Source organism: Brevibacillus sp. SYP-B805 (genome assembly GCF_011059135.1).
Lineage (GTDB): Bacteria > Bacillota > Bacilli > Brevibacillales > Brevibacillaceae > Brevibacillus_F.
The window spans coordinates 93,440-116,057 of the sequence record NZ_JAALGD010000013.1 but is presented as its reverse complement, the minus strand read 5'-3'; the positions used below and the strand labels follow the sequence as shown (position 1 = coordinate 116,057).

22 protein-coding genes and 1 riboswitch are annotated in these 22,618 nt (G+C 57.9%); of the genes, 13 read left to right on the top strand and 9 right to left on the bottom strand.

The genetic code is table 11. The features are described from left to right. Positions 1 to 50 precede the first annotated feature (50 nt). Positions 51 to 1,292 (top strand): MFS transporter, encoded by a 1,242-nt coding sequence (locus G3578_RS16025; protein ID WP_165213966.1) that lies wholly within the window; start codon positions 51 to 53, stop codon positions 1,290 to 1,292. On the opposite strand, the gene G3578_RS16020 is transcribed toward G3578_RS16025, so the two are convergent. Together G3578_RS16020 and G3578_RS16015 are read right to left on the bottom strand one after the other, a co-directional pair. Beyond that, complete coding sequence (locus tag G3578_RS16020) at positions 1,270 to 2,328, bottom strand: PQQ-dependent sugar dehydrogenase (RefSeq protein ID WP_346774023.1); 1,059 nt, start codon at positions 2,326 to 2,328, stop codon at positions 1,270 to 1,272. The two genes, G3578_RS16025 and G3578_RS16020, sit on opposite strands and share 23 nt — an antisense overlap. Before the next feature lie 301 nt (positions 2,329 to 2,629). Beyond that, the gene (locus G3578_RS16015) at positions 2,630 to 3,241 is read right to left on the bottom strand and encodes a PilZ domain-containing protein (RefSeq protein WP_165213965.1); all 612 of its coding nucleotides are present in this window, start codon (positions 3,239 to 3,241) and stop codon (positions 2,630 to 2,632) included. A gap of 135 nt (positions 3,242 to 3,376) precedes the next feature. Between G3578_RS16015 and G3578_RS16010 the strand changes: the two genes are divergently transcribed. Next, on the top strand, positions 3,377 to 3,550 hold the full coding sequence (locus G3578_RS16010; protein WP_165213964.1) for a DUF5325 family protein: 174 nt from the start codon (positions 3,377 to 3,379) through the stop codon (positions 3,548 to 3,550). Here G3578_RS16010 and G3578_RS16005 read toward each other — a convergent pair whose 3' ends face one another. After that, a complete protein-coding gene (locus G3578_RS16005; RefSeq protein ID WP_241254659.1) occupies positions 3,551 to 4,612 on the bottom strand; it encodes a tetraprenyl-beta-curcumene synthase family protein in 1,062 nt (353 codons plus the stop codon). It lies immediately after the preceding gene. A gap of 187 nt (positions 4,613 to 4,799) precedes the next feature. On the opposite strand from G3578_RS16005, the gene G3578_RS16000 reads away from it, so the two are divergent. From G3578_RS16000 to G3578_RS15985, 4 genes are all read left to right on the top strand, one after another. Further along, positions 4,800 to 5,801, top strand: coding sequence for a TAXI family TRAP transporter solute-binding subunit (locus G3578_RS16000; protein ID WP_165213963.1), 1,002 nt, complete (start codon positions 4,800 to 4,802; stop codon positions 5,799 to 5,801). Positions 5,802 to 5,807: 6 nt separating this feature from the next. Further along, positions 5,808 to 6,338 (top strand): DUF1850 domain-containing protein, encoded by a 531-nt coding sequence (locus tag G3578_RS15995; protein ID WP_165213962.1) that lies wholly within the window; start codon positions 5,808 to 5,810, stop codon positions 6,336 to 6,338. A gap of 18 nt (positions 6,339 to 6,356) precedes the next feature. Beyond that, entirely contained in the window at positions 6,357 to 8,279 is a 1,923-nt protein-coding gene (locus G3578_RS15990; RefSeq protein WP_165213988.1) for a TRAP transporter permease, read from the top strand. A gap of 192 nt (positions 8,280 to 8,471) precedes the next feature. After that, a riboswitch (cyclic di-AMP (ydaO/yuaA leader) is annotated at positions 8,472 to 8,596 on the top strand. Positions 8,597 to 8,712: 116 nt separating this feature from the next. Next, on the top strand, positions 8,713 to 10,539 hold the full coding sequence (locus tag G3578_RS15985) for an APC family permease (RefSeq protein WP_165213961.1): 1,827 nt from the start codon (positions 8,713 to 8,715) through the stop codon (positions 10,537 to 10,539). Positions 10,540 to 10,573: 34 nt separating this feature from the next. Here the strand turns inward: G3578_RS15985 and G3578_RS15980 are convergent, their stop codons facing one another. After that, on the bottom strand, positions 10,574 to 11,452 hold the full coding sequence (locus G3578_RS15980) for a CvfB family protein (protein ID WP_165213987.1): 879 nt from the start codon (positions 11,450 to 11,452) through the stop codon (positions 10,574 to 10,576). 219 nt (positions 11,453 to 11,671) lie between these two features. On the opposite strand from G3578_RS15980, the gene G3578_RS15975 reads away from it, so the two are divergent. Beyond that, positions 11,672 to 12,460: an undecaprenyl-diphosphate phosphatase gene (locus G3578_RS15975; RefSeq protein WP_165213960.1), complete on the top strand. Its 789-nt coding sequence runs from the start codon at positions 11,672 to 11,674 to the stop codon at positions 12,458 to 12,460. 141 nt (positions 12,461 to 12,601) lie between these two features. Here the strand turns inward: G3578_RS15975 and safA are convergent, their stop codons facing one another. From safA to G3578_RS15960, 3 genes are all read right to left on the bottom strand, one after another. Beyond that, positions 12,602 to 13,198, bottom strand: coding sequence for a SafA/ExsA family spore coat assembly protein (gene safA / locus G3578_RS15970; protein ID WP_206529758.1), 597 nt, complete (start codon positions 13,196 to 13,198; stop codon positions 12,602 to 12,604). Between the two features lie 38 nt (positions 13,199 to 13,236). Then, positions 13,237 to 13,449 (bottom strand): hypothetical protein, encoded by a 213-nt coding sequence (locus G3578_RS15965; protein ID WP_165213958.1) that lies wholly within the window; start codon positions 13,447 to 13,449, stop codon positions 13,237 to 13,239. 78 nt (positions 13,450 to 13,527) lie between these two features. Beyond that, positions 13,528 to 13,860: a toprim domain-containing protein gene (locus G3578_RS15960; RefSeq protein ID WP_165213957.1), complete on the bottom strand. Its 333-nt coding sequence runs from the start codon at positions 13,858 to 13,860 to the stop codon at positions 13,528 to 13,530. 474 nt (positions 13,861 to 14,334) lie between these two features. Between G3578_RS15960 and G3578_RS15955 the strand changes: the two genes are divergently transcribed. From G3578_RS15955 to G3578_RS15935, 5 genes are all read left to right on the top strand, one after another. Then, complete coding sequence (locus tag G3578_RS15955) at positions 14,335 to 14,625, top strand: ArsR/SmtB family transcription factor (RefSeq protein ID WP_165213956.1); 291 nt, start codon at positions 14,335 to 14,337, stop codon at positions 14,623 to 14,625. A gap of 297 nt (positions 14,626 to 14,922) precedes the next feature. Beyond that, positions 14,923 to 16,203, top strand: a complete 1,281-nt coding sequence (locus G3578_RS15950) for an MFS transporter (protein ID WP_165213955.1) — start codon at positions 14,923 to 14,925, stop codon at positions 16,201 to 16,203. Between the two features lie 132 nt (positions 16,204 to 16,335). After that, positions 16,336 to 17,685: an ammonium transporter gene (locus G3578_RS15945; protein WP_165213954.1), complete on the top strand. Its 1,350-nt coding sequence runs from the start codon at positions 16,336 to 16,338 to the stop codon at positions 17,683 to 17,685. Continuing rightward, entirely contained in the window at positions 17,651 to 18,733 is a 1,083-nt protein-coding gene (locus G3578_RS15940) for a DUF294 nucleotidyltransferase-like domain-containing protein (protein WP_165213953.1), read from the top strand. The genes G3578_RS15945 and G3578_RS15940 overlap by 35 nt, the downstream gene beginning before the upstream one ends. After that, entirely contained in the window at positions 18,733 to 19,470 is a 738-nt protein-coding gene (locus G3578_RS15935) for an exonuclease domain-containing protein (protein WP_165213952.1), read from the top strand. The genes G3578_RS15940 and G3578_RS15935 overlap by 1 nt, the downstream gene beginning before the upstream one ends. A gap of 258 nt (positions 19,471 to 19,728) precedes the next feature. On the opposite strand, the gene G3578_RS15930 is transcribed toward G3578_RS15935, so the two are convergent. After that, positions 19,729 to 20,952 carry a WD40/YVTN/BNR-like repeat-containing protein gene (locus G3578_RS15930; RefSeq protein WP_165213951.1) on the bottom strand — a complete coding sequence of 408 codons (1,224 nt, stop codon included), beginning with the start codon at positions 20,950 to 20,952 and terminating at the stop codon, positions 19,729 to 19,731. Between the two features lie 82 nt (positions 20,953 to 21,034). Between G3578_RS15930 and G3578_RS15925 the strand changes: the two genes are divergently transcribed. Further along, entirely contained in the window at positions 21,035 to 21,772 is a 738-nt protein-coding gene (locus G3578_RS15925) for an SDR family NAD(P)-dependent oxidoreductase (RefSeq protein ID WP_165213950.1), read from the top strand. A 21-nt stretch (positions 21,773 to 21,793) separates the two neighbouring features. On the opposite strand, the gene G3578_RS15920 is transcribed toward G3578_RS15925, so the two are convergent. Further along, positions 21,794 to 22,594 (bottom strand): NAD kinase, encoded by an 801-nt coding sequence (locus tag G3578_RS15920; protein ID WP_165213949.1) that lies wholly within the window; start codon positions 22,592 to 22,594, stop codon positions 21,794 to 21,796. Between the last annotated feature and the right edge of the window lie 24 nt (positions 22,595 to 22,618).

Below are 22,618 nucleotides of genomic sequence, written 5' to 3'. Positions count from 1 at the left end.
TGACATTACCCCTTTACCGTGGAAGCAGACAGACGGAAAGGGGCTTTTTGATGCTTTGGAAGAATCGCGTTTTTGTTCGGCTGTTTGCCGCTTATGGACTCTCCACGCTGGGAGACTGGTTCGATTTCATTGCGGTGTCGGTCCTGCTGGGCTTTCATTGGCAGGCCGACCCGATGACCATGGCGCTCCTGCCCTTGATGTACGCCGGACCCGGGATGGTGCTCGGCCAGCTTGCGGGGATCGCCGCCGACCGTTGGAACAAGCTGCGTTTGATGGTCGCCACGGATCTGCTGCGCGCCGCCCTGACCCTTCTGATGACGCAGGCTCCCGATCCGGGTTGGCTTTTTCTCTTTATCCTGCTGCGTTCCTGCAGCAGCGTCTTTCATACCCCGGCCCAGCAGGCCTTGACCCGGCATGCGGTCCCGCCCGAGCAGCTGCTGCAGGCTGCGTCGTGGAACGGCACCGTCTTCCAGGCAGGCAAGGTACTGGGGCCGCTGTTGGGAGGCACGGCGGCGGCTTATGCCTCGCCCGCGGTTTGTCTGCATGCCAATGCGGTCAGCTTTCTCGTCTCAGCCCTCCTCCTGCTTTCGATCGGAATGGTGGAGGAAGGGCGTTCGGCCAGCGCCGGTCCGTCGGAAAAACCGCCTCTGCGCGAGGCGTGGCAAGAGGGCTGGCGGGTCCTGTGGGGCAGCCGGGTGCTGCTGGCCAGCACGTTGTTTTCCCTGCTTGCCATGCTGGCGATTCAGCTGATCGACGCCCAATTCACCACCATCCTGCGGGAAAAAGCGGTCGGCCATCCCGAGCTGGTGGGCTGGTCGGTCAGCGCGGTGGGCGCGGGGGCGCTGCTGGCGATGGCCTGGCTGACCAGACGGAAGGAGATTGCATCGTACGGCTGGCCTCTCGGGGGCGGTATCCTGTTGATCGGGCTGATGTTCGGCTGGGTGGGCCTGCTGCGGCCGGGAGCCGGTATCCAATGGCCGCTGGCCGCCGCCTTCCTCGGGGGCATCGGGACGGGGCTGACATTCGTCTGCAGCCAGTATGTACGGCAAAAAGAGACGCCCGCAGAAGCGATCGGGCGTGTGACGGGGATTCTCGATTCCCTGACCAGCGGTGTCTTCCTGATCGCACCGCTTCTGGGAGGGCTGATGATCACCGCGCTGGGATCGGCGCAAACCTTCGTGCTGGTCGGGGCGGTCATCGGTGCGGTGGGACTGGGCGGCATCCTGTTCCAGTCCGTGATCTGGGGAAAAAAGCAGGAAACCAAAGCGGCTAACGCAGAGGAGTCAGCCTGATGATCTTGTCATCGCCCGGCCGTTCGGCGCCGCGCCCATCCCGGTTGCTGGTCAGGAGGTAGAGCGTGCCGTCCGGGGCCGCCGCGACATCGCGCAAGCGGCCGAATCTGCCGGGGTAAAAGGCGCTGACATCACCAGCCACCGCCGGATTCTCCGCCGAAAGGGCGATCTTCAGCACCTGTTCGCCGCGCAGGTTGGCTACAAGCAGCTGGGAAGCCCACGAGCCGGTATTGACAAACGCCATTCCCGCCGGGGCCCAGGTGTTACTGCCGCTGTGCACCAGCGGCGGCCTCATCCCAGGGGCCTGTTCATCTCCCTGAATGACGGGCCAGCCGTAATTGGCGCCCGGCTGGATCAGGTTGATCTCATCGTGGCCGGATGGGCCGTGCTCGGAGCTGTACAGGGCTCCGCTGGCCGGACTCCAGGCAAGCCCTTGGGGATTGCGGTGGCCATAGCTGTAGACGGGAGAACCGGGGAACGGATTGTCAGGGGGGATGCTGCCGTCCAGCCGGATGCGCAGGATTTTGCCTGCCAGGCTGGACAGGTCCTGCGCCCGCTGGCGAACGCCGCCATCGCCCGTGGTGATATAGAGATGGCGATCCGGGCCGATCTTGATACGGCCGCCGTTATGGATCACGCCGCCCGGGATGCGATCGATCAGCACCTTGTCGATGGCCGCGCGGTTGTTTTGTTCCCGCAGGCGAATGACGCGGTTGAAAATCTGGTTGCCCTCCCGATAGGTATGGTACGCGTAGAGAAAGCGGTTTTGGGCAAAATCCGGATCTAGCGCAAGGCCAAGCAGTCCGCCCTCCCCCTCGCTGACAAACGGGGCGGGGAAGGAGATGACTGGTTCGCGCTGCAAGACTCCCTGTACCATCACACGAATCGTCCCCGGTCTTTCCGTTAGAAAGATGCGGCCATCCGGCGCCCAGACAAGCTCCCACGGCACATCGAGGCCGGCTGCCACCACGTCCGCGCGGTAGGGAATCTGCCTGTCATCCAGGATGGTTGGTTCCACCGCCCGGGACGGCTGCACCGCTGTCTCTTCCCGGATCGGCGGCTGTGACAATGCTTCTTCGCAGCCCGTTCCGGCCAGGACAGCAGCGCCAAGACCACACGCCTTCCAAACACACGCCCACGTTTCATCCAGTCTCCCTCCTGTTCAGAGCCAGTCCTCCAGCAGAGACAGATGACCGGGATCGTCGGTGCAATACGCGTTTCCATTCCGCTCCGCAGAGTGTCCATACCATCATTCTATACCATCAACCGAAACACAAAACATCGCTCTGCCGTCGCCTAGAGGTGAACCAACCAAAAAACCACGCCCTCCGACGTGGTCACGACATGTTTTTCAATTCCTCCAGCTGCCGCTGCAGCAGGTATTTCCGCAAGGTCAGCAGATTTTTCGAATCGATCTCGACAATCTTGCAGCCGTACAGCATGGCGCCCTCATCCTCCCTGGCGTGCGTCACTTCCAGATGCGCCTTGACCTCGCCATCCTCCCGCCCGCGTCCATACAGCTCGGTATAAAACGGGAGGCGCGCCTTGAGCGGAATCTTCTGATCAAACCGGAAAGCAAGGCCGCCCAGGCTGATGTTTACCAGCTCCACCGACGGATAAAACAGAATGGACTTCTCCTGCTCCGTGCCGGGCAGACGAATCCAGCCCTTCAGGTTCACTTCGAAACGGGGGTAGCGGCGCCGCTGTTCCTTGAATTCCTTGGCGGTCGGCGAGTGGAACACGATCAGCTTGTTGTCGTCTTTGGCAAGGATGACCCCTTCAAACGTATGCATCTGCTCGAAATTGCGCGTAATCATGCAGGAGACCGGATCCCCTACCGGCAGATCCACCTTTTCATCGAATACGGCCTGCAGCAAATCCCCCTCCTCGTAGGTGACTTTCCCTTCATACATCTTTTTCCCGCGTTTTATCTGTAAAATGCTCTCCATCTGTCTTCCTCCGGGTGTTCCCTATGCAACTGGATGGTTCCCCAAAGATATACCCGCATTTGGCGAAATGTAATCATCCTGTTCGAAAATAAGGTATAATGATCTCATTGTGTAAGAGGAGGGCGAACAAACCATATGACACGATATCAGCTTGTTACCCTGGCCCTTGCGATCGGCGTTGCCGCTTGCTTTGTGGCGGTAGGCATCGCCATCGCGGAAAAAAGCGTGCTCGGCACCATCGTCTGCCTGATTGGCTCCGGTCTGTTGATGGGCGCAGGCTTTCGGTACAAGAAAAAGCATTTGAGCTAGCTAGCGCCGCACCAGCAAGCTGTTCAAATAGAAGAGCACGCCGGGCAGCCCGCGTGCCTGTCTGAGCAGCTGCCTGGCAATGGTGTAAATGGCGGGCTGGCTGCGGTTCACCTTGCGATCGGCCAGGTAAAACGCCACCAGTCCGTCCACAATCATCCTGTGAAATGGCTCGTTCGGCAGGCCGGCAACACTCTCCTTGGCCCGCTCCACAAAATACTGCAGCCGCTCCAACGCTTCTTCCGTGGAAGAATAGTAACTGACAAAATTAAGATCGCCCCCCAGCCGGTCTTCTTCCAGATCGATCAAATAGTCGAGCAGGATATGGAGGCCGCATACCCACGGAAAATAGGCCGCGTCCACGGCCGCAATCGTCTCGTCGTCAAGCTTTTCATCCGTCGCCAGGCAAAACAGCGCAAAGATGCCGATGGTTGAACCCGTCACCGCCGAAAACTCCTGCCAGTATATCTCCGGATAGCGCTCCTGATACTTTCTCCACCAGGCGAGAAGTTCCGCCTCCCTCTGTGCATGCGCGATATGCTTGTATACCTGCAGATCGCTGTACAGAAGGGAAAGCTCCAAAACGCGCTCCTGCACCTTGGCATAAGCGGGAAGCTGCGCAGCGTGACGCTGGCAGGTCTCTACCAGCGCCGCCAGATAACCGCCGTCGTCCTTCTCCTCCCGGTACCGGTAATAGTCATGCAGGGGGGCTCCCGGCGTCAGGGCATCCTGCATGGAGCGGTGCAGATGCCGAAAATCCTGCGGGTCGAGCGACGTGCTGCGGTCGCACAGATTGTCCAGATAGTCGCTGATCGTCTGGTAGGCCACGATCAACGGCACGAGATGATCGACGTAGGAAAGGGCCTGCGCGGCATAAACGGCCCCGCCCTGGCAGTGAAATTTCTTCGTCGTCATGCTGGAGAGCGCCTGTTTGCGCAATTCCGCATCAGGAATCTCCCCGGCTCGTCGGTACCAGGCGGCAAATTCCCGTTCCATCACGGGTTTCACGTGTCGATATACCCGATACAGCAGCTGCCACGGATGCCGAATCTCATGCCTCATCATGCAGGTCCTCCTTTGTCACGATAGCATTATATTAGCATATCTGTCCTCCCTTCTCCCTATTGTTGCCATCCAAATGAACCGAAAAACTTTTTGTAGTTTTTTGTAGAATCTATAGAGAATACTGTATAATGGAAAAATATAGGTATATACCTATCATTACAAGAGAAAGAAAAAGGGGGATTACACTGTGAAGAAACGTAATCTGTTGGTATCACTGGCTCTTCTGCTGAGCTTGTCGCTGACGGCCTGTGGCGGCGGTGGCGGCCAAGGCAATGCGGGCGGCGGCGCTGGCGGTGGAGGCGGCCAGGCAAGCAACGATCCGAACCAGCTGATCATTGCCACCGGCGGTACGGGCGGAACCTACTATCCGCTGGGCGGCGGCATGGCTGAACAAATCACGAAAAATGCCGGCATCACGGCCACTGCCCAATCCACAGGCGCTTCTGCCGAGAACCTGCGCTTGATTCGCGACAAGAAAGCGGATATCGCTTTCACGCAAAGCGACATCGCGGACTATGCCAGCAAGGGAACGGAGATGTTCCAGCAGGATGGCAAAATCGACTTCCAGGCCATCGGCGCCCTGTACAACGAAACCATTCAGATCGTGGTAGCGCCGGACAGTGGCATCAACAGCGTCGCCGACCTCAAAGGCAAGCGCGTATCCGTCGGCGCACCCGGCAGCGGTACCGAGCTGAACGCGAAGCAAATCCTGGAAGCATATGGGCTGAAATTTGAAGATCTGCAGCTGCAGCGCCTCTCCTTCGCCGACTCTGCCAAGGCGATCCAGGACGGTCAGCTTGACGCCGCCTTCCAAACGGCCGGAACCCCGACCGCGGCGATTACGGAGCTGGCCGCTACCACAGGCGTCAAGATCATTCCGGTTGATGCCGACAAGATCGATGCCCTGATCAGCAAATATCCATTTTATGTGAAAACGACGATTCCCGGCAAAACGTATGAAACGGTTCCGGACGATGTGACCACCGTATCCGTCAAATCCCTGCTGGTCGTTCGTTCCGATCTGAGCGAAGACCTCGTGTACAAAGTGACGAAAGCGATCTTCGACAACATCGACAAGCTGGGACACGCAAAAGCAAAAGAGATCAAAGTGGAAGAAGCCCTGGCCGGTATCAGCCTGCCGGTGCATCCGGGCGCCAAAAAGTATTTCACCGAAAAAGGCGTGAAATAAGCGTAGATGCACAAGTCAACAACTGCGGGAACAGCGAAAGGGCGGACTGCGTTCCGCCTTTTCTCCTTCCTGATCGTTCTGGCAGCCCTTTCCTTCCTTTTGAGCATTCCGCTCTTTACGGTTCTCGCCATCCGCGAGATCGGCAGCAATCGATTGGTGTGGAGCCATGACGTCCAGGAAGGAAGCCGGTTTGGCATACGCTGGACCCACTCCATTCACCGGACGCCTGTCGAAGAGTTTTATCAGGTGCAGGGAGGGAAGGTTGTCCTGGTCGAAGAGACGTTCAAAGAGTACGGCATCGGGATGGAGAGCGGCCTGGCTCCCGGGGAAAAGCTGCTGATTGAAAAGGACAGGTTCCGCATCGTCGGCATGAATCGCATCTTTCCCGCCCTCCATTTGTTTATCGGTCAGGTCAGAGCGAACCATACGCTGCTCTTTCAGGGACAGGAGATTCCTCTCGGCACGCTGGATACACCCGGCTCTGCCGTCACGATTCAGGTGGAGAAACAATCTATTTGGCAAAGAATTGGAGGTTAGAATGTGAGCACGCAACCCATGAGTCAACAAGAGATGGAAGAGCTGATTGCGAAGTACGACAAGGAATCAGCGTTCCGAAAAGTTACCGGTCCAATGAAATGGATCACATTCGTCATGCTGGTGCTCTTCTCCGTTTATCAGCTGGCCAGCAGTACGTTTCTGATCCTGCCCCCGCAGATACACCGTCCGATTCACCTGGCCTTTGGGCTTGGACTGGTCTATCTCCTTTTCCCGGCGAGAGCGAAAGGGGCAACCAACAAAGTCGGCATTGTGAATATCATTCTCTCGATTTTGGCCATTTTAACGTCGCTTTATTGGGTATACGATTACGAGGGACTGGTACTGCGTACCGGCAACTACACCACGCTTGATCTGGTAATTGGCGGCATCATCATCCTGCTGGTGCTGGAAGCGGCTCGCCGCGTCGTGGGGCTGCCGATCGCCATCATCGCCGCTGCCTTTTTGCTTTATACGTATTATGGGCCGTACATGCCCGGCTTCCTGGAGCATCGGGGTGTGGACGTCGCCCGCATCATCGGCCACAGCTATTACACACTGGAAGGCATCCTTGGCACACCGCTGGCGGTTTCGTCCACGTTTATCTTTTTGTACATCCTGTTTGGCGCCTTTTTGGACAAAACGGGCGTGGGCGAATACTTTAACGATCTTTCGCTCGTCATAGCCGGCCGGCGCATCGGCGGTCCGGCCAAGGTAGCCGTCTTCTCCAGCGCGCTGCAAGGAACCATCAGCGGAAGCTCCGTTGCCAACGTGGTCACCTCCGGGGCGTTTACCATTCCGATGATGAAACGGCTGGGGTATCGCTCGGAGTTTGCCGCCGCGGTGGAAGCCTCCTCGTCGACCGGCGGACAGATCATGCCGCCGATCATGGGGGCTGCAGCGTTCCTGATGGCGGAGTTCATCAACGTCCCGTATCTCGAAATCGCGAAATCGGCTGCCCTGCCTGCCATTCTGTTCTTCGCCGGCGTCTGGATCATGACCCACTTTGAAGCGAAGCGTCTGGGGCTGCGCGGCCTGACCGAAGAAGAGATGCCGAATCGCAAGGAAGTGCTGAAAAAACTGTACCTGCTGCTGCCGATCTTCATCATTATCGGCGTGCTGACGGCAGGTTTGTCGGCGGAAATGTCGGCCATTGTCGGAATCATCTCCACCATCATCGTCGGGGCGTTCCGCAAAGAGACGCGCATGGGCCTGCGGGATATCATCGAAGCGCTGGCGACCGGTGCCAAGCAGGCGCTCGGTGTCGTTGCGGCTACCGCCTGCGCCGGAATCATTGTAGGAACCGTCACCCTGACCGGTATCGGGTTGAAGCTGGCCAATGGTCTGCTTGATCTGGCCGGCGGCTCCGTATTCCTGACGCTGTTCTTCACCATGATCGCGTCGCTGATCCTGGGGATGGGAACACCAACCACCGCCAACTATATCATTACGTCGACCATCGCGGCTCCTGCCCTGGTGCTGCTGGGTGTGCCGGCAATCGCGGCCCATATGTTTACCTTCTACTTCGGGATCGTGGCCGACATTACGCCGCCGGTTGCCCTGGCAGCATTCTCGGCAGCCGGGATCGCCAACTCGGATCCCATCAAGACGGGCGTGGAGTCCACGAGATTATCCATCGCGGCGTTTATGGCTCCGTACATCTTCGTCTATTCGCCGCAGCTTCTGTTGATTAATACCACCTGGTACGAGTCGATCTGGATCATGCTGACCTCGACGCTCGGCATGATTGGCGTAGGGGCCGGCTTGATCGGCTACTGGATGGCCAAGATGAATCCGATCGAGCGTCTGGCCGCCATCGCCGGGGGGGTCCTGTGCGTGATTCCAGGCTTGACGACCGACCTGATCGGCTTTGCGCTGCTCGGCTTGGCCTATGGGTACTCCTACTACAAGGGGCGCAACAAGCAGCTGCAAGCATCCTCCTGATACCCCTATCACGAACCAATGAAAAACCGCCGGTCATGAACCGGCGGTTTTCTCATGAAATCATCCCGCTGCGCCCGCCGATGCGCGAAGGCAAAAAAAATCTAAAAAGGTGCTTGTATGCGCTTACATCGATTCCCTTCACCATTGCCGGGAACACAATCGAAGGATTATGTTCAATATCAAACTTAATCATATTTAATTACGCTGAATCGCAAGAACGGGGGAACCACACATTGGGGTGAATCGCAGAACCTGCGTAGGGCAATTCCACTGCCCGAATCCGTCAGCTAACCTCGTAAGCGTAGCTGGAAAGGGGGATTCACTTGCATTGGTCATAGTTGTGACTGCAAGGGTAATACTACCTTTGCGGTCTTTTTTATCTCACGCGTTATTATTGAACAAGTCATGAATCCCGAAAGAAGGTTGCTCATCAATGACAGTCGGTCAACTCAAGCGATTGCTAATCGGTTCACCACTGCGCACCCGGCAGTTGGCCCATGAAAAACTGCTGAAATGGAAGGCACTGGCCATCTTTTCCTCCGACGCCTTGTCATCCGTGGCCTACGCGACGGAAGAGATCCTGCTCGTACTGGCCGTCATCGGGGTCGGGGCGTTTTCCTATTCCATCCCGATCGCCATCGGCATTCTGATCCTGCTGTTGGTGGTGACGCTCTCCTACCGCCAGATCGTGCACAACTTCCCGTCCGGCGGGGGAGCCTACATCGTTGCCAAGGAACATCTCAACACCGCTTCCAGCCTGGTCGCCGGCGCCGCCTTGATGATCGACTATGTGCTGACAGTGGCGGTCAGCATCAGTTCCGGCGTGGCTGCCCTGCTGTCCGCCTTTCCTGCCTTGATTCCCTGGAAGGTGGAGATCGGCGTCTTGCTGGTGCTGGTGCTCATGATTCTCAACCTGCGCGGGATCCGGGAGTCGGCCACCGTGTTCGCCTATCCGACCTACCTGTTTATCGTGTCGATCCTGCTGATGGTCAGCGCAGGGGGCTTCCAGATCTGGAGAGAAGGCTGGCACGGCTATGCATCCCCCGCAGCGGGCGAGCTGGGGGACATCGCCTCCTGGACAGCCGTTCTGCTGATCCTGCGGGCATTCGCTTCCGGCTGTTCCGCGCTGACCGGCGTGGAGGCGATCAGCAACGGCGTTCCCGCATTCCGTTCGCCTGCTCCCCGCAATGCGGCCATCACCATGGCATGGATGTCTCTCCTGCTGGGCACGATGTTTTTTGGCATTACGATCCTGGCCTCTGCTTTCGGCATCGGGCCGAAAGAACATGAGACGGTCGTCTCCCAGATTGCCGAGCACGTATTCGGACGCGGCCCGCTTTACTACCTGATTCAAGTGGCGACGATGCTGATCCTGTTTCTGGCGGCCAACACCAGCTTTACCGGCTTTCCGCAGCTATCCTCCATCATCGCCCAGGACGGATTCCTTCCCCGCCCCTTGGCGATGCGCGGTGACCGCCTGGTCTTTTCAAACGGCATCATCCTGTTAAGCGTGCTGGCCATCCTGCTGATCATCGGGTTTGGGGGAGATACGCATGCCTTGATCCCTCTTTATGCGGTCGGCGTGTTTCTCTCCTTTACCATCGCCCAATGGGGCATGGTAAAAGTGTTTCTCGGCCAACCCCAGAGAAAATTCCTGCAGATGGGGATTACGGCCTTCGGGACGTTGATCACCGGTCTGGTCACGCTTATCACGATCGTGTCCAAATTCACCGAAGGGGCCTGGATGGTCGCCCTGGCGATCCCGCTCCTGGTATGGATCTTCTACACGATTCGCAGCCATTACACCGAAATCGCCAAGGAACTGCGTCTGGATCTGCGCGCCCAGCCAACCAAGCTGAAAACGAAAGTGATCATCCCGATATCCGGGATCAGCAAGCTGGTGCTGCAATCCATCTCGTATGCCCAAAGCATTTCGGACGATATCGTCGTCGTCACCGTGGGATTTGATGACGAGCAGGCGGCGAAGATCAGGGACAAGTGGGAGCAGTGGGACCTGGACATTCCGCTGATCATCCTGCGTTCCCCTTACCGCACCCTGCTTGGGCCGCTGCTGAAATACATCGATACGCTGGAGAAGGAAAAAGAAGCGGAATTTCTCACGGTGGTCGTCCCCCAATTCGTCGTCAAAAAATGGTGGCATACCCTGCTGCACAATCAGACGGCCCTGCTGCTGAGAACCGTGCTCATTAACCGCAAGGATGTGGTGGTATCCACGATTCCGTTCCATCTGCATCATTAGGCATATGAAAAACCCGGCCAAGCGCCGGGTTTTTTCATGATTCCAAGCCATCCTTCTCCGCGTGGAGGGCGGCTGCCTCCCGCTTCAGATAGGTCCAGCCTTCCCGCTGCTCGACGAGCCGTTCCTTGAGCAGTTTGCCCATGGCTCGTTTGAAGGCGGCCTTGCTGATGCCGAACTTCTGTTTGATGATATCCGCAGGCGTATCATCCGTGTACGGCATGGCGCCGCCGCGGCTCGCCAGATAGCGCAGCAGGCTGTCCGCATCTTCGCCGTACTGCTGCTCCTTGCGGCCGCGCATGGAACCGTTGAGCCGCCCGTCCTCCCGCACGAAGCTGACCCGGCAGCGCACCGTCTGCCCCAGCCGCAGGTGCTCGGTCATCTCGTCCCGGTGCACAAACAGGATATGCTCCTCATCGGTAAAGAGGAGAGCCCCTGCTCCGATCACCTTGTAGACCGTGCCTTCCACCCACTTGTTCAGCATGGATTTGTCGGCCGGAACGCTGATCTCGCGCATCACCTCTTCCGTCGCCGGCTTGGCGATCAGACGGCCGTTTTTATCCCGCTTCATCGTGACCAGCAAATGGTCTCCCACGCGCGGCCACTCCTCCTGCCTTTGGGGCAGATCATCGACAAACACCAGCAGATCCTTGCTGATGCCGTTATGGACAAACACCCCCAGCCGGGGCGACACGGCAACCACTTCCAGCCAGCCGTACTCCCCGTAGCCGACGATGGGCATGTGCATCGTCGCCGTCAGCCTGTCTTCGGCGTCAAGGTAGAGAAAAACGGTTACCTGATCCCCCACTTCCAGCGTTCCCACCGCTTCGTTTTGGTGCAGAAGGATGCCGTCGCCCGCATCATCCAGGAAATAGCCGTACGCAGTCCTGCGCGACACGATCAGGGAGGCGGTCATCCCCGCCTGCAGGAAACCGCTGTTTTGTCTGCTGCCTGCTTGTTTTTTCACGTCCAGAACATTCCTTTCTTCCCTGCTTGACCTTTCCCCATTATATCAATCCATTCCAGCCTGTTACCGTAAATTTTTACGGACACACGCACGAAAACGTGGTAAAATAGGCAAGGTCGCCAAACGGGACATACATAGCAAGTGACTATCGAGCAAGGAGAGAAGCCGATGTTAATCTTAATTGAGCATATCATTCTGGGAATTGTCCAGGGATTGACCGAATTCTTGCCGATCTCCAGTACCGGTCATCTCGTCTTGTTCCGCGAGCTGTTTGGCCTCCAGGAGGCGGGGCTGCTGTATGACACGATGCTTCATTTCGGCACGCTGATTGCCGTCGTCATCGTCTTCTGGCCGGAAATCAGGCACCTGCTGGCCAATCCGTTCGGCAAGCTGGCCCGTCTGCTGGTGGTGGGAACCATTCCAACCGCCGTCATCGGCCTGGCCTTTGAAGACTATTTTGAGGAAATCGCCCGTACCGGGGCGACGATCGGCTATGAGTTTATCGCGACCGGGCTGATCCTGTGGGGCGTGGAATCCATGCGGAAAGGGCACCGCAGCTTTGACCAGATCAATTATCTGGACGCCCTGATCATCGGAACCCTGCAAGGGGCCGCGATCCTGCCTGCCATCTCGCGCTCCGGGCTGACCATCGCCGGCGCGCTCCTGCGGGGGATCAAACGCGAAGAAGCCGCCCGCTTCTCTTTCCTGCTCTCTCTGCCCGCGATTCTGGGGGCGGTAGTGCTGCAAACGAAGAAGCTGGTGGAAAATCCGGCGGAAAGCGCCAATCTTCTCCCCATGCTGATCGGCACCCTGTTTGCCGCCATTTTCGGTTATTTCGCCATTCGCTGGATGCTGCGGATCATCAGCCGGGGATCGATGAAAGGATTCGCGATCTACGTCTGGATTCTGGGCGCCATCATCCTGGCGATGCAGTTCCTCGGGTACTGGCATTATTAGGGCCTGGGATGATGACTCCCGCCTGCTCTCTTGACGATCTGCGAAGAAACGGCCCCGTCCGTCCCGAAACGCGGTGCGGGCAGGGGCCTATAAAGAATCACGCGCTCCTGCCATAGAAGCTGGAGCGCTTTTTTACGGAAATTACGGTCGGATAAACATCTGGGTCCAGTAGTAACGGTACGAGCCGCCCGTCGCGTATCCGACCCCGATCTGGGTAAACTGCGGATTCAGGATGTTCTGCCGGTGTCCCGCGCTGTTCATCCAGCTTTGCATCACGGCGGCTGGCGTCGTCTGTCCGGCGGCAATGTTTTCCCCCGCCGCATGATACGCGATGCCAAACGCCTGCATCATGTCAAACGGCGAGCCGTAGGTGGGGGAGGTATGGGAAAAATAGCCGCGATCCCGCATATCCTGCGATTTGATGCGGGCTACCCGGGAAAGCTGCCAGTTGGCGGTGAGCGGTTTCAGGCCCCGTTTTGCCCGCTCCGCATTCACCAGCTTCACCACCTGCTCCTCGACCGCCCGGATCTGCACGGGGACGAGCGGCACTTTCACCTTTTGGCCCGGATAAATCAGATTGGGGTTGCGAATTTGCGGGTTGGCGCGAATGATCTCCGCAAGCCCCACCTTGTATTTCTGCGCGATTTTCCATAAGCTGTCGCCAGGCTGCACGGTATAGACATCGATGCCGGACGGCTGCGTCTGGGCATGGCTGATGTCAGCCGCAGCGGCCGCCATCCAGAGACTGAGTGTGACAAGGCATAGAAACAGGCGTTTCACCGGCGAAATCCCTCCTCGTTCCCCGCCCATCGTCTCACGCCCCACCTGACCAACAGCAGGACCGCCCCCCAAACAGCTGCGGCGAGCAGCGAGGTGGACAGCCAGGTGGCCGTTCCCAGCAGCAGGTACAGCGCGGCATGGGCAACGAAGAGGCCCAAAAACCACGCGAGGATGTTCATCCGCCCGACATAGGCAAGCAATTGGCGCACAAGATTCACTCCCGGGTGTAGAGTCTGTTGTTAGCATTGGTATTGCCATTGGGGAGCGAACTTATTCTTTGGATCAACCTACCCGCTCTGAACCAGAAAACCTGCTTCCTCCAGAATTTCCGCCAGGACCTCGTCAGGCGTGCGGGCCACTTCCGCGAACTCTTTTTTCGTATACAGATGAATCGCATCGGGGAAATCCTCCCGCAGTTGGGCCCGCAGCTTCCTGCCGCTGTAATCTTCATCCGTGAAAATATACACCTCGGCTGCCGGACCGATCTTCTCCGCCAACCGTTCGATTTTTTCCGCATGATAAGAACCGTACGTGCAATAAATGGCAACCGTCTCGGCCAACACCCGCTTCAGCCGCTCCCGATCCGTTTTTCCTTCCACGATGATGACACGCTCGTCCATCCGGTTATCCTCCTGCTATCCAATCCATCAGGTATAGTATAGCGCATCGCGTCCCGTCCCGAAAAAATGGGTTGACCAGCCGCTCTCCCTTCCGCAACCCAAGCCGCAGGTACAGAAGAAGGCGTGCCGGTTTCGCTGTATTTTCCGATGCCCCGTTTCGAATGATTAAAAACGGGCGACCATAAAATAGGTGACAAGGAATCGATAAGAAGGAGAGAGGAATATGCCGTTCATGTCCCGCTCCATGCATGATGGCCCATCCGATGCTTCGAGATGGCTTCCTGCCTGTCAGAAGAGGTGGTGCACTGCCAGCAGCCTGTTTGACGATGATACCGAAGCAGGATACTGTGAATTTGTCGGGACCGGCAAGTGGCTGGCCAACATCGCGCCGCGCAAAAGGCGTCTCCGTAACGGGGGAGCACGCAGGCTGTACTGACGGGTTGCATTTTTCCAGATACCTGCTATGATAGTTCTATGAATATTGAACAACCATCCATTACCGAGCAGCGTGTGAAGATTTTTAAGGCTCTGGCCGATGATACCCGGCTTGGCATCATCAAGAATCTGTACGCATCAAAGGAGGAAATGAGCTGTACCGAGGCCGGTGCGGATTGCGTTTCCTCCAAGTCCAATGCGTCGTATCATTTCCGGACATTGCGGGAAGCGGGTTTGATCAAGGTGAGAAAGGAGGCCCAAACCAAATTTGTCAGCCTGAATAAGGAAACATTCGACCGGTTCTTACCCGGTTTTCTGGATACCCTTTGAGCAGGTATCTTTTTTTTTCGTTATGTAGTTCAAATGTTGTTTAACTAATTAACTATAAAATTTTCAAAAAAGGATGTGTGCATTCACATGGGGAAAATGGTTGCGATTCTCTTTTTGGCCGTTTTCTGATCGGGACGGATACGTTTCTCGTCTCGCCGCTTCTCCCCACCCTGCGCGCTGCGTACGGCATTTCCGCGGACCTGTCCGGATGCAAAGCGCCATTGTAATCCCCTCTTTACTTTCCAACTCCTTCCTGCTATCCTGGTAAAAAATCTTTGATCAAAATGGGAGATACCTATGGCCAATTCAGGGGGAGTCGCGCTAACGGCTCAAGCGTCATTATGGAAGAACCGTTCTTTTTTGCGTTTGTGGCTTGCCCAGGTTACCTCCAACATCGGCGACCAGTTTTACGGCATCGCCCTGCTCTGGTACCTGCTCCAGCAGACGAAATCGGCGACCGCCCTCAGCCTCATCCCCATACCGGACATGGTCGCCGGCTTCCTTTTCTATCTGATCGGCGGCGTGCTGGCGGACCGGTACAGTTCCCGCCTGCTGATGGTCAGCGCTGACGCAGCCCGCCTCCTGGTCGTGCTGGCGGTGGGCAGCATGGTGATCGCCGGGATGGATAAGCTCCTTTTTTTCATGGCGGCGCAGTTTGTGCTCGGCGTCTTCTCCACCCTGTTCTTTCCGGCCAAAACCGTCGCCTTGAAAGCCACTGTCCCGGTAGAACAGCTGAGCCAGGCCAACGCCATCCTGGATACCACCTTTCGCACCATCCGCATTCTGGCTCCGATGGCGATCGGCCTTTTTGCTGCCAGCGTGCCGATTGCCGCGCTCTTTTTTGTCAATGCGGGCAGTTATCTGCTGTCCGCCCTCTTCGTCTACTCCATCCGCGAACAGCTCCGGGCGGAGGGCGACAGCGCAAGCGGGCGGCTTCCGGCGCGGCAGTACATCCGGGACATCGGCTCCGCCTGCAGGGAAGTGGCAGGCAAACGCCAACTCCTGTACATTCTGCTGTTTGGCAACATCGGCTTTCTCGTCTGGCAGCTCTGCTGGAGCGTCGGGTTTCCGGTGCTTGCCCAACAGATGGGCGGCGGCGATGCCGGGATGCTAGGCGTTCTTGTCGGATTTTACGGAGCCGGCAATTTGCTCGGCAGCTTGTTTATGGCGCGTTTTTCCTATCAGAACCATTTGCTCGTCATCCTGACGGGATGGCTGTTTCAGAGCGTCGGCTTTCTGGCCCTGTCGCTCGGCGGGGAATACTCGCATTTCGCGTTCGCGTCGGCCAGCATCGCCGGCATCGGCGGACCGCTGATCGGCATCCCGCAGACCACAGCCATTCAAACGAAGGTGGAGAATGCCAACACCGGAAAAGTTTTCGCGTTAAATATGCTGACATTTACCTTTTGCTGTGTGCTCTCCTCTTCCCTGGGCGTTTTCGGGTTGGGAGCATGGCCGGTGGAACGGCTTTTTCTGGCAAGCGGCCTGTTTCTGGCGGCAGCCGTGGCCGCCGGATTCTGGCTTGACCGGCGGGAGAGACGGAAACGAACGGAACAGGAGCAATTCTTCTCCGCATAGGGAGAAGAATTTTTTTTATGGAAAAAGACTCGTTGAATGGATGGAAAACAATTGCGCATCACACCTCAATGTCATATAATCTGACATATATAAATTACGTCAGGTTTTCTGACGCGGATGGGAGTGATGGATATGGAACCTACTTTGTCACAAGTTGCTTCCGCGGTCGATGCCACCTGGGTCATGGTGGCCGCTGTCCTGGTCATCTTCATGCAGGCAGGCTTCGCCCTGCTGGAAGCAGGCTCGACCCGGATGAAAAACGCCGGCCACGTCGCCGGCAAGACGATCCTGACGTTTGGCATCTGCTCGCTGGCGTTCTGGGCGTTGGGATTCGGGTTTACGTTTGGTACAGGGAACTCTTTTATCGGTCTTTCCGGATTCTTTTTTGACGGGTCGGAAGAACAGGCTGCGGCCGCATTTCAGTCGCTTTCCTACGCTTCCATTCCGGCCGGCATCAAATTCCTCTTTCAACTCGGGTTTGCCGGTGTGTCGCTGGCCATCGCCTGGGGCGGATTTGCCGAACGGGCGAAACTGTCGGTCTACTTCGTCTTCGGCGTGTTGTTTACGGTCCTGATCTATCCGGTGGTGGGCCACTGGGTATGGGGGGGCGGATGGCTCGGCTCGCTGGGCATGCAGGACTTCGCCGGTTCCACCGTCGTCCACCTGCAGGGAGCCGTGGCTGCGCTGGCTGCCACCATCCTGTTGAAGCCGCGTATCGGCAAATACAACAGGGACGGCAGCTCCAACCTGATTCCCGGCCACAACCAGGTCTACACCGTCTTGGGCGTCATCATTCTGTGGGTAGGCTGGTTCGGCTTCAACGCCGGTTCCACGCTTGGCTCCGTCTCCGGCTTCTTCGGGTACGTCGCCCTGACGACCAACCTGGCTGCCGCTGCGGGTGCCGTAGCCGCGCTGGCCATCTCCTGGATCGTCATGGGGAAAGCGGACATCCCCAGCATGCTGAACGGGGTGCTCGCCGCGCTGGTCGCCATCACCGCATCCTGCGCGTTCGTGGAGCCATGGGCGGCCGTAGTAATCGGCGCGGTGGCAGGAATCGTGACATTCTATACCGCTATCCTCTTCGATCGCCTCGGAATTGACGATCCGGTATACGCCTTCTCCGTACACGGGATCGCCGGGATCTGGGGCACGCTCTCTACCGGGCTGTTCGCCACGCCTGAACTGGTTGAAAAAGTGGGCATCGGCGCACCAGGCCTCTTCTATGGCGGCGGGTTCCACCAACTGGGCGTACAGGCGCTTGGCCTTGCCGGTGCATTGGTCTACGTGTTTGCCGTCTCGTATGGGCTGTTGGCAATCATGAAGGCGACGATGGGACTCCGCGTCACTGAGGAAGAAGAGGTGGTTGGTCTCGACCTGAGCGAACACGGCACCTATGGCTATCCGGAGCTGCTGCATCACGACAGCAAGGTGCATCGGGAAGGCGGGAGTGCCTCTGCATACTCTGCACAATCCCTTACATGACGCGTTGCAGCGGGTGTCGAACGCCACCACCGTCGGGGAGTTGAGCCGTTTGCACCGGGAAGCGTTTGCTCCGGCCTCGTACGCCTCATCCGGCGTGCCGGCAGGGCTGACGCCGCTGATCAATCAGCTGCACGACCGGCTGATCATCCAAACCATCCGCTGTTGTTTGGCGGAAATGAAGGCAGCGGGCATGGGAGATCCTCCCGTGCCTTATGCGTTTCTCCTGTTTGGCAGCGGCGGCAGAAGGGAACAGTCGCTTGCCAGCGATCAGGACAACGGCATGGTTTATCGTCTTCCCCCTGAAGCCAGCCAACGGGAACAGGAAGAAATCGCCGCTTATTTCCGGCGGTTCGGCCAATTGGTGGTGACGAAGCTGTCCGAGGTGGGGTATCCGCCCTGTCAGGGAAACGTGCTGGCGTCCAATTCCCGCTGGAACCGATCCCTGCAGGATTGGGACACCATGTTTCGCGAGTGGAACGAGACGCCCACCTGGGAAAACATCCGCTACCTGCTCGTAACCGGCGACGGACGTCTTCTCCTGGGGGATGACCAGCTGTTTGCCCGATGGAAAGCGGATTACCACCAGCTTCTCGCCGACAATCCCCCGCTTATCGCACGCTGCGTCAGCAACACGCTGCGCCATCGCGTTCCGCTCGGCCTGTTCGGCCGCATCATCACGGAAGTGAACGGAAAGTTCCGGGGGGGAATCCATCTGAAAAACGGGTTGTATCTGCCTTATGTCAACTGCGTCCGCCTTTGGTCGCTCGCAAACGGCATCACCGCCACCGGCACGTTGGAGCGGATCGACGCCATCCGCAGCATGCACCTGTGGGAAGAGGAATTGTGCGAGACGGTTCAGCGCCATTTTCACCGAATCGCCGACCTGCGCCTGCTGGCGGCCACCCAGTGGCAGGACGATCTGTATGAAAGCAGCAGCTATCTGCAGCTGGCAAAACTGCCCCGGGAGACGATCGGCATGGTAAGACAGGCGATGAAGGTCGCGCTCTACTTGCAGAAAATCACATCCCGCTATGAGGGGGATCGCTGATGCCGGGCTGGAATCCGCTGAACCGCCTCTGGAATGCGAACCGGGAGAACCGGATCCCGTCGAAGCTGTCGTCGGCGGTCTCCGGCAACGATCTGAAGGATCAGGCATTTTTGCGTTCGCTCGCCAAGGAACTTCATCCATTTCCCAATATTGAAATGCCGCTGGAGCAGCTGGAAGTGGTCGTCGTCGATCTGGAGACCACCGGCTTTTATCCGCAACGCGGCGATGAAATCATCTCCATTGGCGCCGTAGCCATGCGGGGCTCGCAGGTTCTGGCAAACGAGAGCTTTTCGACGCTGGTCAACCCCGGCAGGGCCATTCCGGCCCATATCGAAGCGCTCACAGGCATCACGTCCCAGGCAGTCGCGGATGCGCCCGATACCTTGACGGCGCTCTCCCGGTTTTTTCAGTTTGTCGGCAGTCGTCCGCTGGTGGCCCATCACTCCCGGCATGAGCGGGAGTTCTTTCGGGCCGCGCTGTGGAAAACCAGCAAATCCCGGTTTGTTCACCGCCTGCTCGACACAATGATGCTGATCCGCCTGGTCTCCAGACCGATGGGAAACAGCTCGCTCGATGTCTTTTGCGCCATGCACAGCATTCCCATCGTCAAACGGCATGACGCGTACCAGGACGCGCTGGCCACGGCCTTTCTGTGGGGCATTTACCTGGATCGGGCGGTCAAGCATGGCTATAAGGATCTGCAACAGGTATATGAAGAGATCGGGAACCTTCCGTAAACCCCGCCGGCGTAAGCTATGCTCAACCCCAAAAAGTGACGTTGGCCTTCGATGCTTAATCCGAGTACTTTTTGGGGACCCCTAAACATGCTGTTGTCGGCGGGGGCCCCAACCATAACCCCGCCGACTTAAGCTAACGCTGTTGTCGGCGGGGATCCCTATCCTTTCAGCCTTCGCTTTATTGATTTAAAGCACTAAACCCTTCTGATATACGGATAGATCCCCCCTTGGGCTGCTTTGTCCCAAGGGGGGATCGCTTTACAAGCTGATCCGCCGCCATGTTTCTCCGCCGTCAGCGGTATAATAGAGGCTGTTGTCGGGAACGAACTCCTCCTTGCCGATTGCCCAGCCTTCCCGCTCGGAAAGAAAATCGACGTACTCCACGCTGAGCAGCGTATGCTGTCTGACGGTCTCCATCTGTTTTCCCCCGTTGCGCGTGACCAACAGCCCGCCTTCGATCGGTCCCGCTCCTATGCTTAACGGGATCCATCCCACGGCGGGAGACACGAACTGCAGACCAGCCGTATACGGGCGGCCTCCCTCCATTTGCAGCAGTTTTGTCCACGTCTTCCCCCCATTTGAGGTTCCATACAGGCTGGAGGTCCGCATGTCCAGTTCATGTTGCAGAAACCATCCCTGGTTCTCGTTGACGAATGCGAGGCCGATGGCGGCCAGCAATCCGGTCGGGGATTGTTTCGCCATGTACTGCCTTTCCCAGTGGGTGCCGCCGTCCGCTGTTTGGTAAACGGCCAGCGTACAATTTGGTGCCTGGGCATGTTCGTGAAAGCTGCAGCCCGTTCCCGTTCTGCCGATAACCCATCCGGTGCCAGCACTGGGAAAACTCATCCGGTCCGGGATAAAGCGGCTGTCCGGGAAGGAGACGGTCTGCCAGTGGGTCCCTCCATCCACTGTGCGCAGCATCACGGAGCCGGCAATGGCATAGCCGTGGCGCGGATCGAGGAAGGCGATTTGACCGGGACGGTCATTCTCTGTGGTGGACGCATCGGCTTGCCACTGTTCTTCCCATGATCCGTCCTTCGTGCCCTGGTGCAGGATGTTCACTTTTTGGCAGGTGATCTGCCCCTCTTGAATCCGGCAATCCGATGCGCCGACGATCCACCCCGTATCCTGGCTGAGAAAGGCCATCCCGCTGATGAAGAGATGGGGAAAACGCTCCTCTTTCCAGGTCTTCCCTCCGTCCGCCGTCCTCCACAGGGAGCCGGAACCCCTCCTGTCCCCGGCCACCCATCCGTGTTGGGCATCTATAAAATCGACGATCTTCAGGAAGGGAGGGGTACTCTCTTCCGCTGGCGCTGTGTCTGCCGGTTGCTGGGCAGGTGGGGGCACCGGTTCGCTGCCGGGAGAAGCAGGCATCGCCGGTTGGGGGGCGGGCTGCGCGGTTGGTGTGGAACTGCATGCCGTGGCGATTGACAACGCGATCAGCATCAACAGACCGACTCGCCGCAAGGAACGGGTGTGCATGAATTTCATTCCTTTCCTGATTGGTTCCGCTTTGCTAAGATCGTAACATAACAACTCTTAAAAAAGGAAGGAAATCCCAATCATGAAAGCAATTATCCTCACAGGCACTTCCAACGGTCTCGGCAAATCCCTTTTTGATCGGTTGTCCAAGGAAGATGCGTCGCTCTTTTGCATTGCCCGCCGTTTTTTGCCCTACCAGGAGGAATTGGCGCAGGCCGCCGGCAGCCGCATTCATCTGCGGCGTGCCGATCTGTCGAGAACGGACGAGCTGCCGACAACGGAAGAGTTCCAGCGTTTTTTGGACGGCCGCGACTGTCGCGAAGTGATTCTGGTGCACAACGCGGCTGTCATTGAACCGATCGGAGCCGTCGGTCAGCTCGATCCCCGCAAGATCAGCGAGGCGCTGCAGGTCAATCTGGCGGCACCGATCCTGCTGACCAATGCGCTGCTTGCCGCTGACACGGTCGCATCCCTGCCGGTAAAGATCCTCTTCATCTCCTCCGGTGCTGCCAAACGCCCCAGGGACGGCTGGTCGGTCTACTGCGCCACAAAAGCTGGCGGGGAAATGTTTTTCCATGTGCTGGCCGAGCAGTTTCAGGACAACGACCGCGTATCCGTCCATAACGTCGATCCGGGGATTATGGATACTTCCATGCAGGAGACGATCCGCAGCGCGACCCATGTGCATTTTCCCCAGCTGGAGCGCTTTGTCCAGTTTAAGGAGCAGGGCATGCTGGCCTCGCCTGACGACGTGGCGGCTGCCATCATCAACGAATACATGTTGGCCGGTCAAAAAGAATACCCCAGGGAAACTCCCTGAGGCATTCATGCCGTGCTGCCGTCAATCCTTGATAAATGCGTTGCGCACGCGCCCCCAGAACGGCAGACGTTTATACCGGGCGAAACGCACCTTGTCCGTGCCCACCCGGCATACAATGGCGCGCACGTCCCGCCACACCCCCTGCTCGCGATCCAGGCCGATCATGATCTCCGGGTTCATGACAATCAGCTCGATCTCGTGGTGCTTCGGCAGCACCAGCGAACTGTTGAGCGTTCGGTAGGTCTGGTTGTTGATCGAAGCGATCTCCGAGAGCTGAATCGCTTCGAGGGAGGGATGGACGATCGCGCCGTTCACCGCCTTGTTGTAGGCCGTGCTGCCGGAGGGGGAGGAGACGATCAGGCCATCCCCCCGGAATGTTTCGAACTCATCTCCGTTGATGAAGACGCAGACCACCAGCGTCGAGAGCGTGGCATTGCGGATCACCAGCTCGTTCAAGGCCCATTTGTGATGAATCTGCCCATCCTTGGTCTGGATGCGGCACTGCACCGTCGGATATTCCGCAATCAACGGCTCCACGGAACCGAGCGCCCGCACGAACTCGTCCAGTTCATCCGGGCGCCAATCCGCATAGAAACCGAGATGACCCGTATGGATGCCCACATAGGTAGGCTGAAAGCCATATTGATGCACGGCTTCCAGCAGCGTGCCGTCTCCCCCGATGGACAGCACGAGATCGGGTTGTTCGTCCCCATGTTCAACCAGTTGATACGTCCCTGCCTCGCTTGCCGCCAGTTTTTGCCGGAGCGCTTCGTTTACTTCCCGTGAATAGTCGTCATTGCGCAGAACCGTTGCTATTTTCATCTGTTCTCACCATTTCGTCAGGGG